Source organism: Vibrio ishigakensis (assembly GCF_024347675.1).
GTDB classification, from domain to species: Bacteria; Pseudomonadota; Gammaproteobacteria; order Enterobacterales; family Vibrionaceae; genus Vibrio; species Vibrio ishigakensis.
Genome location: NZ_AP024881.1, coordinates 2,884,018 through 2,900,081, shown reverse-complemented (window position 1 = coordinate 2,900,081; position 16,064 = coordinate 2,884,018). Strand labels below are relative to the sequence as shown.

The window sequence follows — 16,064 nt, the reverse complement described above, 5'->3', positions numbered from 1 at the left end:
TTATCTATTAATCCTAAAACCAGTTATTACATTGGCTTGGGCTAACTCAGGCAATGCGCCTAATAGTTGGTGCTCTATTTCACCTAAAGTTCTCTGCTGTTCGATATCTTTCAAAAGCTGTGTGGCCACAACACTCAGAAGATTCATGCTGTAATTCCCAGTTGGAGAAGCGATGGCAAAACCTTGTTGCGGCTGGTTAATCTCGAGGTTATCAAAGTCGTTTTTATCAATGGCCTGAATAAGGTCGAAGATGGCAAAGTCTGATGAAAAGCTATGAAGGTTTTGATGAACGACTAGCTGAATAAATGGCTGCTGGTCTTCGGTGATATGCTGCAGCTGGTTAAGCGGGATTACATCATGGGCTTTGGATAACTGAGCTGAGCTTAAACCTTCAACTAACCACTCAAATTTAGCTACATCTTTTAGATAAGGAGCCGTTTTGGTAACTTCAGGAAAGTTGTCAAAGGCGACCCAAAAGTTATCCCCATATTCATTGACATCGCCGCTGGTCGGTGGGCATTCAATTATGTGATGCCTTGCCAGTTGGTCGAAACACTCTTCACCAACAAGCAGAAGTATGTTTTTGTAAGTCACCTTGAGCACATCGGTAAGGCTTAAGATGAAGTTGTTTCTATACACCTGCAGGCGAGCGTTCGAGCTGAATTGATCCTCAGATATATCACAATCAATTGCTTCCGCCTGATAACGGAGGGCACTAGCAAAGTTTTGTTGGAGTTGCGCTAGTCTCATGATGCACTCCTTTGAAGTTGCACCTGATTCAATATTTGGGTTGCTTTGGCCGCTTCCTGTAAAAGAACCTGTGGCTCAGGGATATCGCTATCCCATTCAATTAAGGTTGGTTTCGAACCATAATGTTCACACCAATATCGATACAATTGCCAAACCTCGTCGCTCACAGGGCGACTGTGGGTGTCTATCCATATCTTTCCCTGGGGAAGTTCCTTGCTGACAAAGCCCGCCAGATGCAGTTCTTCGACCTCTTGATGTCGAATACTGTCGATATAGTGATAAGGGTCATAGCCGTGGTTGAGTGAAGATACATAGATGTTATTGAGATCAAACAGTAGCTTACAGTCAGTTTTTTGCTGTACTTGATTTAAGAACTCCCACTCATCAATAGTGGAGTGGTTGAATCTGAGATAGCTACTCGGATTTTCAATAAGAAGAGGGCGCTTAATTGCGTCCTGGACCTGAAGTACGTTGCGACAAAACACCTCTAGAGCCTCTTCTGTATATGGGAGGGGTAGTAGGTCGTTAAAATAGACCCCACCATTTTCACTCCAACTCAAATGGTCAGATACCAATACAGGCTCGATTCGAGAGATAAGTTGTTGAAGTTGTGATAGATGCTTTTGACTTATTGGCACTACAGAGCCCAAAGAGAGCCCAATGCCATGGCATGAAACATTAGTCTGCTCTCGGATAGTGTGAAGCTGCTTACTAGCTTGAGATCTTGGGTCGAAGAAGTTTTCACTATGCACTTCAAACCATGACGCCTGTGAAGGGTCGCTTTCAAAATAGTTGAGGTGAGGGTGTCTTAAACCTATTCCTAGAGCTTGATTCGATAGCTTCATGTTTTATCCGGTATGCTTGGGTGGAAAAAAGGGAGACCTTAGTCTCCCGCAACTTGGTAAGCTAGGGTATTAAGCGGAAGTGGTACTACCGCCAGTTAGCTTGCCGCAAAGTCCTTTTGGTACCACAACAAAGGCATCTTTCTGATTATCTTCTTTTGATGTACCCGCACATGAACTGGTTTTAGTAGCGCAGTCATTCTTACCAGCTTTTGATACGCCATAGCATTTCTCTTTGTCAGCGGCGACTGCTGGTGCTGCTGTTAGCATGGTGCCACCTAAAGCTAAAAGACCAGTAACTGCTGCTGTAACTGCAAGGTTAGACTTTTTCATGGTTCGATCCTCTGTTTTATTCCTTGTTCAATTTCGCAATCACTAGGGAATGTTAATAACTTGTTGCGATTGCTTATTGAATAGGAGATGAATTGAGCGAGAAATCTTTCAAAAAAAGCCTAGAAATAATCCATATCGCGATAACTATATGATTAATATGAGATTAAATTTTGAACAATTTAATCGGTGAAGCATTAGTGATACTGGTTTGAAACAGGTATACTTCCAATTAATGTATAAATGATCAGTAGCGAGTTGGATAGAAAAGATGGACGCATCACTGTTAGTAGATGGTTTAAATGACAAGCAGAGGGAGGCAGTTGCCGCTCCTTTGAGTAACCTCTTAGTACTTGCTGGTGCTGGCAGTGGTAAAACTCGAGTCTTGGTTCATCGTATTGCTTGGCTACTTGCAGTTGAACAAGCCTCACCATTTTCGATCATGTCAGTGACCTTTACTAACAAGGCTGCCGCCGAGATGCGTGGTCGTATTGAAGACTTAATGCAAGGCTCTGCTTCTGGTATGTGGAATGGTACCTTTCACGGTATTTGCCATCGTATTCTTCGCGCTCACCACCTAGATGCGAACCTTCCTGAAGACTTTCAGATCATAGATTCTGATGATCAGATCCGCCTACTTAGACGCCTTATCAAGGCGCAGAATCTTGATGAGAAGCAGTGGCCCGCCAAGCAGGCTGCATGGTGGATCAATGGCAAGAAGGACGAAGGCCTTCGTCCATCACATATAGATAGTTACCATGATCCTGTGACCCAGACTTGGCTTCGTATCTACTCGGTGTATCAAGAGGCGTGTGATAGAGCAGGTCTGGTAGACTTTGCTGAGATTCTACTTCGTTGTCATGAGTTACTTCGAGACAAGCATCATATCCGTGAACACTATCAAGCGCGCTTTAAGCACATCTTGGTGGACGAATTCCAGGACACTAACAATATTCAATACGCTTGGCTGCGCATGATGACGGGCAGTGAATGTCGCGTGATGATCGTGGGTGATGATGACCAGTCTATCTATGGTTGGCGCGGTGCGAAGATAGAGAATATCCAGCGATTCCTAAACGAGTTTGCGGGAGCATCAACCATACGCCTTGAGCAAAACTATCGCTCTACCAAGAACATCCTAACGGCTGCTAATCACCTTATCTCAAATAACCTTGAGCGTATGGGTAAAGAGCTGTGGACGGATGGAAAAGAGGGTGATCATATCTCAGTCTATTCAGCCTATAACGAGCTGGATGAAGCGCGATTTACGGTAAATAAGATCAAAGAGTGGCAGGAAGGTGGCGGTGCGCTAACAGATTCGGCCATACTGTATCGAAACAACGCCCAGTCTCGCGTGGTTGAAGAAGCTTTACTTCAGGCTGGTCTTCCTTATCGAATCTATGGTGGTATGCGATTCTTCGATCGCCAAGAAGTTAAAGATGCATTGGGTTACCTGCGCTTGATGTCTAACCGTAACGATGATGCCGCCTTTGAACGTATCGTGAATACGCCAACTCGTGGTTTGGGTGAAAAGACTCTAGAAACCATACGTTTTGCAGCGCGAGATCGTGGTGCAACTCTATGGCAAACCAGTATCCAGTTGCTTGAAGAAAAGGTGTTTGCTGGTCGTGCGGCGGGAGCGTTAGGTCGTTTTGTTGAACTTATCGATGCCCTTGAGGACGATACTGACTCAATGGAACTACACAAGCAAACTGACCATGTAATCAAGGCATCAGGTTTGTTTGCTATGTATCAGCAAGAAAAGGGTGAAAAGGCTCAGGCGCGTATAGAAAACTTGGAGGAACTGGTGACCGCGACTCGCCAGTTCGAAAAGCCAGAAGATGCGGATGAAATGAGTGACCTGGTTGCCTTCTTAACCCATGCTGCTCTTGAATCTGGTGAAGGGCAAGCGGATGAGTTTGACGACGCAGTGCAGCTTATGACCTTGCACAGTGCAAAAGGTCTAGAGTTCCCACTGGTATTCATGGTCGGTGTTGAAGAGGGGATGTTCCCAAGTCAGATGTCGGTTGAGGATGCAGGCCGCTTAGAGGAAGAGCGTCGCCTCTGTTACGTAGGTATGACCCGTGCAATGCAAAAGCTCTATATGACCTATGCAGAGATGCGTCGTCTATATGGCCAAGACAAGTATCACAAGCCTTCGCGCTTTATAAAGGAATTACCAACGGACTGCGTGCAAGAGGTGCGCATGAAGGCTCAAGTAAGTCGCTCTATGAGTAGCGGTCGCTTTAGTCAGGCGGTGAAGAAAGAGAACTTTAACGAGACTGGTTATACCCTAGGGCAACGCGTAAAACATCCTAAGTTTGGTGAAGGCACCATTATCAACTTTGAGGGCAGTGGCGCGCAGAGTCGAGTTCAGGTTGCCTTTAACGGTGAAGGTATTAAGTGGTTAATCACTCAATACGCGAAGTTAGAGACCCTTTAAGAGATATAGAAGTCTCTAATCCCCAAAAGCAGATTGTTTACTGCTACAGCGGCAAGAATCAGTCCCATTACTCGACTTATGATTGCCGCTCCTACATTCCCAATCACTTTCTGAATCTTGGTTGCTCCCAACAAGAGTAATAGGGTTATCAGCAGCACAGCCATCATGGTACCGGCGGTAATAGCCTGATCCATAATCGAATGACGGTTATTATCGGTAAGCATCACGATAGCCATCATAGCGCCTGGAGAGGCGATTGACGGGATAGCAAGTGGGTAGACGGCAAGGTCTGCCAGTTGGCTGTGACTAGAGTCCCCAGAGATCTTACTTTCGGATTCAGGTTTGCTCTCACCGAAGATCATGGTCAATGCGAACAGCAGCAGTACTAAACCACCGGCAGCTTGGAAGGCCGGGAGGGGAATCTGCATTGCTTCTAGTAGTATTTGTCCCGCAACCAAAAAGAATAGCAAAACACCGGTGGAAATAGCGATCGCTTTGAGCGCAACTAAGCGGCGTTGAGCCTTGTCTAGGTGATTGGTTTGAGAAAGGTAGACAGGGACAGTGCCGATTGGATCAATAACGGCCCATAATACGACAAATTGAGTGATGACTATTCCGAGCAAACTGACCTCCTGTAAACATGGCTCACAAGGTCAAGTATACCTGCTGAATCAGTAACGTAGACAAGAAGATACAGATTGTTTCTAAAAAAGAACAACCCCGAGAGCGTGAGCTCATCGGGGTTATAGTCTTACTCGCAGCAATCCGGCTACTAATAAGTGCTCCCTGCATCAAATCCTTGATAGTGTGCTGTAATCCTTCAGCTTATTCCTTTGCTCGCCTTCCTAGCGGTGTCCTTGACCTTATCCTGGTCTGCCAACAATCCTCGTTAGCGCGCTTCACTTGTTCCTTGAGCGGTGTCCTTTACATCTTCCTGATGTTCAGTCCCTGCCTCGTCCTGAGGTGTCCATTGTCTTCCTTGTTAGTAACCATCCTAGTTACTATCGATTCCGTTCAATGTCCTATTCGCTTTCCATGCCGATCGTTCATCCTAAACAACCGATTCTTCATCCTGAAGATTACCAAATCCTTGGTAGATTCCTTTTCCTTGTCAGTTCCCTTCTGACAGGATTAATAATACGACTTTCAGGCTAAGAAACAATTGAGTGATAAAGTATAAAAATTTAATATAGTACGACGTATTATTTAAATATGTTATAAATCAACGGTTTAACAAAGCCTGTCTTATGATAAGTGTGATTTTGGCTCTGTTAGCCTACACACGTGTAAGAGATCTCTCACAAGCCCCCGTGAAATTGGCTATTTCGCCTGATATTGCTCGTCACCTATGGCCGCGCCTTCACGACGAGGATCGGCTGCTCCCGTTAGCCTTTGTTCTATCTTAATCGCGTGTATGCCAGAGTTTAGAGCCTTACTTTTGGTCTCATAGCCCCATTTATTGAATTGCTCAGCAAACTTGGTTGCTGAGGTGTTCTCTTCTAAATCGAAAGAGCCAAATCGATTTGAGATGTTGGGTAATTGCAAAGCCTGATCCAGCTCCATTCCCCAGTTGAGGTGCGCAATCAGGGCTTGAGCTACATAGCCGATAATGTAACTACCGCCTGGAGAACCGATGGCTAGATAAGGTTTATCATTTTTTAAGACGATTGTTGGTGCCATAGAGGAGCGCGGACGCTTACCCGGAGCAATCGAATTTGCGACAAGATTACCGTTTTGATGATGTTGAAAAGAAAAGTCGGTTAACTGATTGTTTAGGAGAAAGCCGCGAACCATGATTCGTGAGCCAAATACGTTCTCGACGCTACTGGTCATACTGATGACGTTGCCATCACTGTCGACTATGTTGAAGTGAGTCGTGGAAGGCAATTCCAATGATTGGTCTTTAGCATAAGCTATTGGGCTTGCCCAAGGCGGATCGCCCGCTGTGACCTGCTTAAGTCTTTGATCTGGAGAGATCAATTTAGATCTCTCATTTAAATACCGATCACTTAAAAGGCCAGCGGTAGGCACTGCAACAAAATCTGCATCGGCCACGTATTTGCCCCGGTCAGCAAAGGTTAGGCGAGTAGCATCAGCAATAATTTGATAGCTGGTGGCACTGTAAGGCCCTGTTTTATCGAGAGAATGAGGTTCTGTCAGTTTGAGTATCTGAGCAACAGCGATTCCTCCCGAGCTGGGTGGTGCCATGCCACATACGTCATAATCAAGATAGTCCACACATACTGGATTGCGCTCTATCACACGATAGCGAGCGAGATCTTGAGTAGATAAGTTTCCCGGCTTGATCGGGTGATTGGTCACGGCTTTTACTATGTCATTGGCGATGTCACCCTGATAAAAAGCATTTGCACCATAGGTAGCCAAAAGCCTAAGAGTCTCTGCATATTCGGTATTTACTAAGGTTTCTCCCTGCTGTTTAGCTGAGCCATCGGGATTGAGAAAGTAGGCTTTGGTGGCTGGATAGGTCGCGAGGCGGGCTTTATCGCGCTCTATTAGCATCGCCAATCTTGGGCTGATTTCAAAGCCGGACTCCGCTAGCTCAATAACAGGCTCAATCAAGCGTGGCCATTTCAGTTTGCCGTGTTGTTGTTGGAAATCCCAAAGCAATTTAACAGCGCCTGGCGTGCCTACCGACATACCGCTGACCACGGCGTCAAAGAAGGGTAGAGGCTCCCCATTTTTGTCGATAAAGTGCTCTGGCTTGATGGCTAAAGGCGCGGTTTCTCTCGCATCGAAGCTGGTCAGCTTCTTGGTTTTATTGTCCCAATACAGCATGAAACCACCACCACCTATCCCAGAGGATTGGGGCTCTACCAAACTGAGTACCAACTGAGTAACTACTAATGCATCAGCGGCGTTGCCACCTTGAGCGAGAACGTCGGCAACATATTGGGTCGCAATAGGGTTGGCCGCAGTAACCATCCACTTGGAGCTACTGACCTGAGGCTTTGTATTCCAACCGGTCGCTGACTCGGGGGCTAAAACATCGCTAGCCTGATTGGCATTAACGGAAACGGAGAGTAGAAGAGAGCTGGAGAGAGTGAGAAATTGTTTGAACATTGAAGTGCCACACCAGTTTCATAGGATGAAAGAAGCGTGGCACTTTATGTAGAAAAATCAAATACCTTAGGCGATTGCTGAGAGCTCTGTGATGGCTTGCCATAGGATGGCACCACCGACTAAGGTCAGCAGTGCACAGCATAGTGAATCGATATAGATACTGGCATTGATGATCTTTTGCTGCACTCGCTTAGTGGAAAGCGCCCAAGCAAGAAGCGAAAACCAAAACAGGGACAGGCTCCAAAGGATAAACAGGGCTGCCAGTTTACCGCTGACTGACATAGTGGCAGGTACTAGGCTAGACATTAGACTAACAAAGAAGACCAAAGCCTTTGGGTTCAAGAGGTTGGTTGTCATGCCGCGAGTAAAAGCCTGTTTTTTGCCACTTAGAGTTAGATCCTTGGTTGGTGATTTCGCATCGCTTGGATCCTTAAAACTAGAGTAGATCCCCTTAATCCCAGAGATGCCGATATAAGTTAGGTAGCTGCCACCGAGTATTTGCAGCACAAAGAATAAGGTAGGGCTGGAATGTACTAAGTAGCTGATACCGGTCAAGCTCAAAATAGAGTGGATCAGTATGCCTACCGATAGGCCTAGCGCTATCGCAAGCCCTGTTTGTCTGCCATATCTTGTGGAGTTTTGTACTACCAGAGCAAAGTCAGGGCCTGGGCTCATCAGCGCAATAAAGTGTACCGTGGCCAATGTGATTAGAACCGTTGCTTCATTCATTTCTTATTGCTCTTTGAATACTTAATACCGTCGAAGCTAAATACGACTAGAGCTGCCCAGATAAATATGAAGGTGCTGGCTTTGTTCATACTTAGGTGCTCACCATATAGAGTGATAGCCAAGATAAACATCAGGCTAGGGCCTATGTATTGGAAGAAGCCTAGGGTGGACAACTTGAGTCGTGTTGCCGCACCGGTGAAGCAAAGCAAAGGAGCGGTAGTCACCACGCCGGCCAACATCAACAAAGTGTTTAGATCCCAGCTGTTATTAAACAGATTCGAGGTGTCACTCTGTGCCCAGAAAGCCCAGTAGATAAGGGCAACAGGTAGTAGCACTAGGGTTTCGACAAATAGGCCGGTTTGAGCGTCAAGGTTAACCTTTTTACGCAATAGGCCATACCCGCCAAAGCTACAAGCCAGAGCGAAAGAGATATATGGAATGGAGCCAAAGGCAATTAGCTCGATAGCTACGCCGATAAACGCAAGAGCAACGGCTAGCCATTGTATTGGGCGTAGACGTTCGCTGAGAAACGCCATACCGAGTATGACGTTAATGATCGGGTTGATGTAATAACCTAAGCTCGCTTCTAGCATATGGTTGGCGTTAACCGCCCAGATGAAGAGCAGCCAGTTGCCACCGATGAGTACTGAAGAAGCCAGTAAGTACAGCATCTTGGTCTTATTCTTCATTACTTCTCTAAAGCTATGCCAGCCTTGTCCGAAATGAATCAGTCCCGCCAATAGAAAGAAGGACCAGACAATACGATGGATAAGAATCTCTACCGGAGGAACCTCGGCTAGAGATTTAAAATAGATTGGCGCGATACCCCACATGGTGTAGGCGGCAAGGGCAAAGATTACCCCTTGCTTGGCGCGATTTTGGGTTTGATTATCCATTCTGGTGTATTTCTAGAAACAAAAAAGCGAGTATAAAGAGGGCGTTGCATTTGAGCTAGTAAAATGAGTTTTCAACACTGAGTAAGCCCTTTACAATGTTCGGCTGATTCGTCCTTTAGGTACCTCGATGACATCTCAAGCCCTTGAACTCGCCAATGCCCTTACTCCTCAGTCGATACTTGAGGATGTATTTGGCTACGAGTCGTTCAGAGATGGGCAGAGTGAGGTTATTGAAGCCTCCCTTGCTGGGCAAGATAGCTTAGTTATCATGCCAACGGGTGGTGGTAAGTCCCTGTGTTATCAAGTACCTATGCTGACAGCTCCCGGTGTTGGAGTTGTGATTTCACCCTTGATCTCTCTAATGAAGGATCAGGTGGACCAGCTTAAAGCGAATGGTGTTGCCGCTGAGTGTGTTAACTCAAGCATGACTCGAGAAGAACTGATTTCTGTCTATAACCGCTTACACAGTGGTGATATTAAGATTATCTATGTTTCTCCTGAGCGCGTGTTGATGAATGATTTTATCGAACGCTTGCAGCACCTAGATATCAGTTTGATTGCTATCGATGAAGCGCACTGTATCTCACAGTGGGGGCATGATTTTAGACCTGAATACTCAGCACTGGGTAGGCTAAAGCAGGCATTCATCAACGTGCCCTTTATGGCATTGACCGCCACTGCTGACGACACTACTCGTCAAGATATAGTTGGTCGTTTGCAACTGTCTGAGCCACTTGAGTTCGTAGGGAGCTTCGACCGCCCCAATATCCGTTATACCTTGGTAGAAAAAGCCAAGCCGGTTTCTCAGATCATCCGATACCTAGCCACCCAGAACGGCCAGTGCGGCATCATCTATTGTGGCAGTCGCAAGAAGGTGGAGATGGTTACCGAGAAGCTGTGTGGCGCTGGTTACCGTGCCATGGGTTATCACGCGGGCATGGAAACCGACGAGCGTGCCTTTGTTCAAGAGGCATTCCAGAAAGACGATATTCAGGTCGTAGTGGCTACCGTTGCGTTCGGTATGGGTATTAACAAGCCTAACGTTCGCTTTGTGGTCCACTTTGATATCCCGCGTAATATCGAGTCTTACTATCAGGAGACAGGTAGAGCAGGGCGTGACGGTCTTCCTGCCGAAGCGATGACGCTGTACGATCCTTCGGACATCAACTGGCTACGCCGTATGTTGGATGAGAAAGAGGACGAGCATCAGCGACAGGTTGAGATGCACAAGCTCAACGCCATGAGTAACTTTGCACAGGCACAAACCTGTCGACGTCAGGTATTACTGCATTACTTCGGTGAGTATCGCGAGAAAGAGTGTGGCAACTGCGATGTGTGTATCGACCCACCCAAGAGTTTCAATGGTACTGAAGCGGCGCAAAAGGCGTTGTCGTGTGTCTATCGCGTGAATCAAAGCTTTGGTATCGGCTATGTGACCGAGGTTCTGCGCGGTATGCAGAATATTCGCATTCGAGAGAATGGACACGATAAGTTGTCTACCTATGGTATTGGTCGCGAGCACAGCCATGACTATTGGGTCAGCATTATGCGCCAGCTAGTGCACAAAGGCCTACTCACCCAAAATATTACTCGCAATAGCACACTGCAGCTAACTCCTGAGGCAAGGCCCATCTTACGTGGTGAGGTTGAGTTGGAGTTGGCGGTGCCACGCCTAGATGCGGTTGTTGCTAAGCCTGATAAGGTGTTTACCAAGAATTACGACAAGAAGCTGTTTGCGAAACTGCGCAACTTGCGCAAGAAGTTGGCGGATGAAGCAGGACTGCCACCCTATGTGGTGTTTAGTGATGCAACCCTTATCGACATGGCGGATATCTTACCTACTTCATACGGTGAGATGTTGGCGGTAAACGGTGTTGGTCAGCGCAAGCTAGATAAGTACGCAGATGTCTTCTTAGACCTGATTCAGGAGCATATTACCGGCCATGCCTAAATTCTTAGCCAATCATTACATTGCTGACGAGGTAAAGCTCATCGTTACCTTTCCTCCGTTTGATCACGACTCCTACCCACAACTAGCTGAAGAGTTCGTCGCGCTTCTGTCTGCTAAGGTTGTGGAGAAGCAACAAGATGCTGACTTGCACACTTGGTTGATCGATTTCGAAGGTTGCCGCTTGATGCTCCGAGGCGAGCACTACAGTGAGAGCGTATGGTTAGAATCACTGAGTGTAGAGGAAGGTCGCGAAGAGCTGGAATTTATCGCTAGTTTGCTCAGTAAGTAGGGTTTCACATGAAACCTTGGAAGAGCTTTGTTCAAACAATGAACTATTGCACTCTATAATTGCTTATGTATAATTCCGAGCCCGCTCTGTCAGCGGGCTTTATTTTTGTTTAAGGCAATGTATTGCCGAATGGGTTCCCTCGCCCCCATCTACTAAAAAGGTACAAGATGACTCAATTTACCTCCGCGCAGCTGCGCAAAGCCCTTTTTATCCTTGCTTCATTCCATCTATTGGTGATTGCATCCAGTAACTATCTGGTTCAACTGCCATTTACCGTGTTTGGATTCCATACCACCTGGGGTGCGTTTACCTTTCCATTTATCTTCCTAGCGACAGACCTAACAGTGCGTATCTTTGGAGCTCAACTGGCAAGACGTATTATCTTCTTGGTTATGTTGCCATCGCTGTTGGTCTCTTATCTACTTTCGGTAGTCTTCTATCAAGGTAGCTTCCAAGGGTTTGCTCCACTTACCGAGTTCAATCTGTTCGTGGCTCGCATTGCTATCGCTTCTTTTATGGCTTACCTGCTTGGCCAGATCTTGGATGTGCATGTATTTAACCGCTTGCGTAAGACCAAGAAATGGTGGGTAGCACCAACTTGTTCGACACTGTTTGGTAATGCTCTGGATACGTTGGCGTTCTTCTCTATTGCGTTTTATAACAGCCCAGATGCCTTCATGGCACAACATTGGCAAGAGATTGCGCTGGTGGATTATGGCTTTAAGCTAGTGATCAGTCTTGGCTTGTTTGTCCCTATGTATGGGGTACTACTGAACTATCTTATCTCTAAACTGACTTCAATCAGTGATAATTCAGATGAGCTAGTCGCTAAGGCGTAGAAATGAAAAAGGCCAACTTAATGTTGGCCTTTTCTATATCTGACTACCGCTAAGAACAGTACTCGCTCCATAAACGATACGCTTCTTGATCGGCTGTGTGCTTGTCCTTGAGTTTGCTGAACAGTACCGCTGATAGGGAAGCCACCACATGGTTTGCCATCAGCACCATATCATCCTCCGGGGTCCCAAGAGGGCATTTCTTTGGTGTGACAATGCTAGGGTTAAAACTCTCAACCCAGTAGTGAGAGCGAAGGCCATGCTCATCATGGGTCCATACTGTTTGGCTTACCTTAGGGTTGTATTCGGACTCACCTGATACTCCCTTGAAGGAAACCACAGAGCACTTGTCGGTGCCTATCTTCTCTTCTATATGAGCGTGAAGCTCTTGGAATCCTGGGTGAAAGCTACCTCGAACGCCAAAGGGTGCGCGTCCGGGGTTTAATCCGCGTACCACGGTATTAATTGGCGTGCGAAGACCATAGCGCTTCTTCCAATCCAACATCTTTTCCGCCATAGGGGCAAAGTTAGATAGGGGTAGGTAGGCAATGCCGTCTTGATCCAGAATCTCACTCGCTTGTTCAGCACTTTCTGCCGTTTGGATACCTAGGTGATTCAGATAATCTCGAGTATGGATTCGTGGTGAGCCGATATCTAGATGACCATGGATAAGAACCCTGTGTCCTTGCTTTGCCAAAATCCAAGCGGCCAGCAGTGACCAAGGCAGGTTTTGCTCTTGGTCTTTACCGTTTAGCTTGCTCTTTTTACCGGCATAAACCGGCCAGTCGACATCTGCTTTTAGGGTTGGGATTTTGTTGCGCAGAGCCGTTGTGAAGCCTGCAATCTCGGCAGGGGTTTCGTTATTCACACGAATTAACATCAGTAGCATTGCCATCTGATCGTCATCGATCTCGCCTTCAAGGAACTGATCCATAACGGTAAAGGCTTGGTCATAGTCGAGAGGCCTTCGGCCTCGCTCGCCACGGCCTACGCAGCGAATACATTCTAATATAATGCTCATAGTTAACGTCCTTGTAGACTAAAAAAACCCAGTGCAGACTGGGTTTAGTATCAATTATTTATATTGGATGGACAGTGGCCAGCCCACATCACTTTGGCGGTTCGCCTCTATCTCAAGCTCGGCAGTGGTGAGGGGATTCTGTTCTCCCCATGCCTTGTCTAGGGTCAGCACAAGGGCTTTACCCTCGCACTCTACCGAGATATTTGGTTGCAGACTGCTATCACGACGATGGGTAATAAGCACTGCGAGTCTCAAGAGCCTTAAGATATTCTCCGCACTTTGACGGCTTACCGCATACTGCTCAGGTAGAGGAGTTAGGGCCTCTTTATAGCGCAGAGTTACCTCTGCTAGCAGGTTCTTTTGTGCTCGTGTAAACCCAGGCAAATCCAGACTGCGAATCAAATAGGCGTTGTGAGTGCCTGCTTTCTTGTAGTCTATGGTCAAACCGAGCTCGTGAAGTTCTGCGGCTGTCTGAAGCAGGATAATTGCGGTAGGTTCAGAGATAAAATCGTCACCACACTGCTTTGCAAGAGAAGTCGCTGTCTCTGAGACCTGATCCGCATAGTTCTTATCCAGCTGGAATCGCTGCTGCAGGCTATCGACAGTGCGCGCACGAATATCTTCTTGGTGCAGTTCACTGATCATTTGATAGGCCATGCCTTCACGCAAAGCACCACCGGCAAGCGTCATCTCATCAATTTCTAGAAGCTCAAAGATAGCGAGAAGGATAGATAAACCACTAGGGAAGACTAGGGCACGCTCTAGGGTTAAACCTTCAATCTCTAGCTCTTCTAGAACATGAGTACGCATGGCTTGTTTCTGCAGGCGCTTAAGTTTGGAGTGAGTAATTACTTCGTCCATACCTTGCGCTAGCATTATCTCTTGTAGAGCCTGAACCGTTCCGCTGGCACCGACACACATGTCCCAGCCGAGGTCTTGGTACTGTTTCAAAACAGGAGATAATACTTGCTTAGCCGCTTCGATCGCTTGCTCAAAGTTTTCTGGTGTTAACTGGCGGTCGGCAAAGTGTCGCTCTAGCCAGGTAACACAACCCATAGATAGGCTATTAAGCACCTTAGCATCGAAGCCTTGGCCTATGATGAGTTCGGTGCTAGCGCCACCGATATCCACTACAAGGCGCTTACCTTTACCACCCGAGGTGTGTGCGACACCACGGTAGATAGTAGCGGCTTCTTCTTCACCAGAGATGACCTGGATGTCTTTGCCCAGTATCTGGTTCGCCTGTGCCAAAAATACATCGATGTTGGTAGCAACTCTCAAGGTCGCAGTACCAACAATACGAATATTTTCAGCGGGAATATCTTGTAAGCGTTCGGCAAACAAGGCGAGACAATCCCATCCCCTTTGCATCGCTTCCATGCTTAATGCGTTGTTGTTATCCAAACCAGCCGCTAAACGCACCTTGCGCTTAATCTTAGCCATGGTTCGGATGCTTCCATGCACATGCTTAACGACCAACATGTGAAAGCTATTAGAGCCTAGGTCGATCGCCGCATACAAAGGAGATGAATCACTCATACTAGAACTAGCTATTTCCTTGTTGGTGACGAGGTCGATTGGTGCGACGACGCTTATTTGGTCCTGAATTGTTGCGACCACCTTGCGGCCCAGAAGAAGGGCGGCGTGTGCTGCTCTTCAGGCGCAATGGTTTAGGAAGCTCAAGTAGGGCCTCTGTGTCGTATTCTGAAGTCGGAATAGCGTGACCAATATACTCTTCGATCGAAGGCAGGTTGATCGCATAGTCTTCGCAAGCAAAGCTGATCGAATGACCACTTGCACCAGCACGACCGGTACGACCAATGCGGTGTACATAGTCTTCTCTGTCGTCCGGAAGGTCGTAGTTAAATACGTGAGTTACCTGCGGGATGTGCAGACCACGAGCGGCAACGTCGGTAGCAACCAAGATATCAAGGTCACCCTTAGTGAATTGCTCCAAGATACGCTCACGCTTCTTCTGAGGAATATCACCAGTAAGCAGACCAACACGGTGACCGTCTGCAGCTAGGTGACCCCAAACAGACTCACATTTGTATTTGGTGTTAGCAAAGATGATGGCTTTGTCTGGCCACTCTTCTTCAATAAGGGTCAATAGAAGTGCCATCTTGTCTTCGTTCGAAGGGTGGAATAGCTCTTCTTGGATACGCTGACCGGTTTTTTGTTCCGGCTCTACTACCACGTGCTCAGGAGTGCTCATATGCTCGAATGCTAGTTCTTGAACTCGATAAGAAAGAGTTGCAGAGAACAGCATGTTCAGACGATCACTAGGCTCTGGCATACGACGGAACAAGAAGCGGATGTCTTTGATAAAGCCAAGGTCGAACATGCGGTCGGCTTCATCCAAAACGACTGCTTGGATGTAGTGAAGGTTAAATACGCGTTGCTTATAGAAATCTATGATACGGCCTGTGGTACCGATCAGTACGTCCACACCGTTTTGGATCTCAGCAAGCTGCTTGTCATAGCTCTCACCACCATAAGCAAGGGCCGCTTTCAGGCCAGTAGAAGCAATTAATGATTCGGCATCGCGATGAATTTGGATAGCTAGCTCACGAGTTGGCGCCATGATAATGGCACGCGGCTGGTTAGGCTTACGGCCTTCATCAGCAGGGTTTTTCATGAGGTAGTCAAAGGTCGCAGTCAGGAAGGCTAGTGTCTTGCCTGTGCCCGTTTGGGCTTGTCCTGCGATATCTTGGCCAGTGAGCACAACTGGCAACGCCAACGCTTGAATCGGAGTACAATACTCAAATCCTTTTGCATCTAATCCTGCAATCACCTGAGGGTGCAGGTCAAAGTCGGCGAACTTTTGCTCTGTGATGTGTGTCTTTTTCATGAGCATAGAATATCAGCTTAGGCTTGCATTAAGAAAGTAAATCAA

General features: G+C 47.0%; 14 protein-coding genes. 4 read left to right on the top strand and 10 right to left on the bottom strand.

Translation table 11 applies throughout. From position 1 onward, the window contains the following. From Pcarn_RS13410 to Pcarn_RS13400, 3 genes are all read right to left on the bottom strand, one after another. Positions 1-750, bottom strand: coding sequence for an HvfC/BufC N-terminal domain-containing protein (locus tag Pcarn_RS13410; RefSeq protein WP_261834314.1), 750 nt, complete (start codon positions 748-750; stop codon positions 1-3). Continuing rightward, entirely contained in the window at positions 747-1,595 is an 849-nt protein-coding gene (gene bufB / locus Pcarn_RS13405; protein WP_261834313.1) for an MNIO family bufferin maturase, read from the bottom strand. The genes Pcarn_RS13410 and bufB overlap by 4 nt, the downstream gene beginning before the upstream one ends. 69 nt (positions 1,596-1,664) lie before the next feature. Continuing rightward, positions 1,665-1,925, bottom strand: a complete 261-nt coding sequence (locus tag Pcarn_RS13400) for a BufA1 family periplasmic bufferin-type metallophore (RefSeq protein ID WP_261834312.1) — start codon at positions 1,923-1,925, stop codon at positions 1,665-1,667. A 268-nt stretch (positions 1,926-2,193) separates the two neighbouring features. Between Pcarn_RS13400 and uvrD the strand changes: the two genes are divergently transcribed. Then, the gene (uvrD, locus tag Pcarn_RS13395) at positions 2,194-4,365 is read left to right on the top strand and encodes a DNA helicase II (RefSeq protein ID WP_261834311.1); all 2,172 of its coding nucleotides are present in this window, start codon (positions 2,194-2,196) and stop codon (positions 4,363-4,365) included. Here uvrD and Pcarn_RS13390 read toward each other — a convergent pair. The 4 genes from Pcarn_RS13390 to rarD all read right to left on the bottom strand — a co-directional run bounded on the left by Pcarn_RS13390 (position 4,362) and on the right by rarD (position 9,071). Continuing rightward, the gene (locus Pcarn_RS13390; protein WP_261834310.1) at positions 4,362-4,988 is read right to left on the bottom strand and encodes a MarC family protein; all 627 of its coding nucleotides are present in this window, start codon (positions 4,986-4,988) and stop codon (positions 4,362-4,364) included. The genes uvrD and Pcarn_RS13390 overlap by 4 nt on opposite strands. A gap of 697 nt (positions 4,989-5,685) precedes the next feature. Beyond that, entirely contained in the window at positions 5,686-7,446 is a 1,761-nt protein-coding gene (ggt, locus tag Pcarn_RS13385; RefSeq protein WP_261834309.1) for a gamma-glutamyltransferase, read from the bottom strand. Between the two features lie 66 nt (positions 7,447-7,512). After that, on the bottom strand, positions 7,513-8,175 hold the full coding sequence (locus tag Pcarn_RS13380) for a LysE family translocator (RefSeq protein WP_261834308.1): 663 nt from the start codon (positions 8,173-8,175) through the stop codon (positions 7,513-7,515). Further along, positions 8,172-9,071 (bottom strand): EamA family transporter RarD, encoded by a 900-nt coding sequence (gene rarD / locus Pcarn_RS13375; RefSeq protein ID WP_261834307.1) that lies wholly within the window; start codon positions 9,069-9,071, stop codon positions 8,172-8,174. The genes Pcarn_RS13380 and rarD overlap by 4 nt, the downstream gene beginning before the upstream one ends. 127 nt (positions 9,072-9,198) lie before the next feature. Between rarD and recQ the strand changes: the two genes are divergently transcribed. From recQ to Pcarn_RS13360, 3 genes are all read left to right on the top strand, one after another. Further along, positions 9,199-11,022, top strand: coding sequence for an ATP-dependent DNA helicase RecQ (gene recQ / locus Pcarn_RS13370; protein ID WP_261834306.1), 1,824 nt, complete (start codon positions 9,199-9,201; stop codon positions 11,020-11,022). Beyond that, positions 11,015-11,311 carry a DUF3630 family protein gene (locus Pcarn_RS13365; protein WP_261834305.1) on the top strand — a complete coding sequence of 99 codons (297 nt, stop codon included), beginning with the start codon at positions 11,015-11,017 and terminating at the stop codon, positions 11,309-11,311. The genes recQ and Pcarn_RS13365 overlap by 8 nt, the downstream gene beginning before the upstream one ends. 167 nt (positions 11,312-11,478) lie before the next feature. Continuing rightward, entirely contained in the window at positions 11,479-12,150 is a 672-nt protein-coding gene (locus Pcarn_RS13360; RefSeq protein ID WP_261834304.1) for a 7-cyano-7-deazaguanine/7-aminomethyl-7-deazaguanine transporter, read from the top strand. Positions 12,151-12,199: 49 nt separating this feature from the next. Here Pcarn_RS13360 and Pcarn_RS13355 read toward each other — a convergent pair whose 3' ends face one another. From Pcarn_RS13355 to rhlB, 3 genes are read right to left on the bottom strand one after another with little or no spacing between them, the layout of a single operon-like run. Beyond that, on the bottom strand, positions 12,200-13,168 hold the full coding sequence (locus Pcarn_RS13355) for a glycosyl transferase family protein (protein ID WP_261834303.1): 969 nt from the start codon (positions 13,166-13,168) through the stop codon (positions 12,200-12,202). 54 nt (positions 13,169-13,222) lie between these two features. Next, entirely contained in the window at positions 13,223-14,707 is a 1,485-nt protein-coding gene (gene gppA / locus Pcarn_RS13350; RefSeq protein WP_261834302.1) for a guanosine-5'-triphosphate,3'-diphosphate diphosphatase, read from the bottom strand. 7 nt (positions 14,708-14,714) lie between these two features. Beyond that, complete coding sequence (gene rhlB, locus Pcarn_RS13345) at positions 14,715-16,019, bottom strand: ATP-dependent RNA helicase RhlB (RefSeq protein WP_261835689.1); 1,305 nt, start codon at positions 16,017-16,019, stop codon at positions 14,715-14,717. Positions 16,020-16,064: the final 45 nt, after the last annotated feature.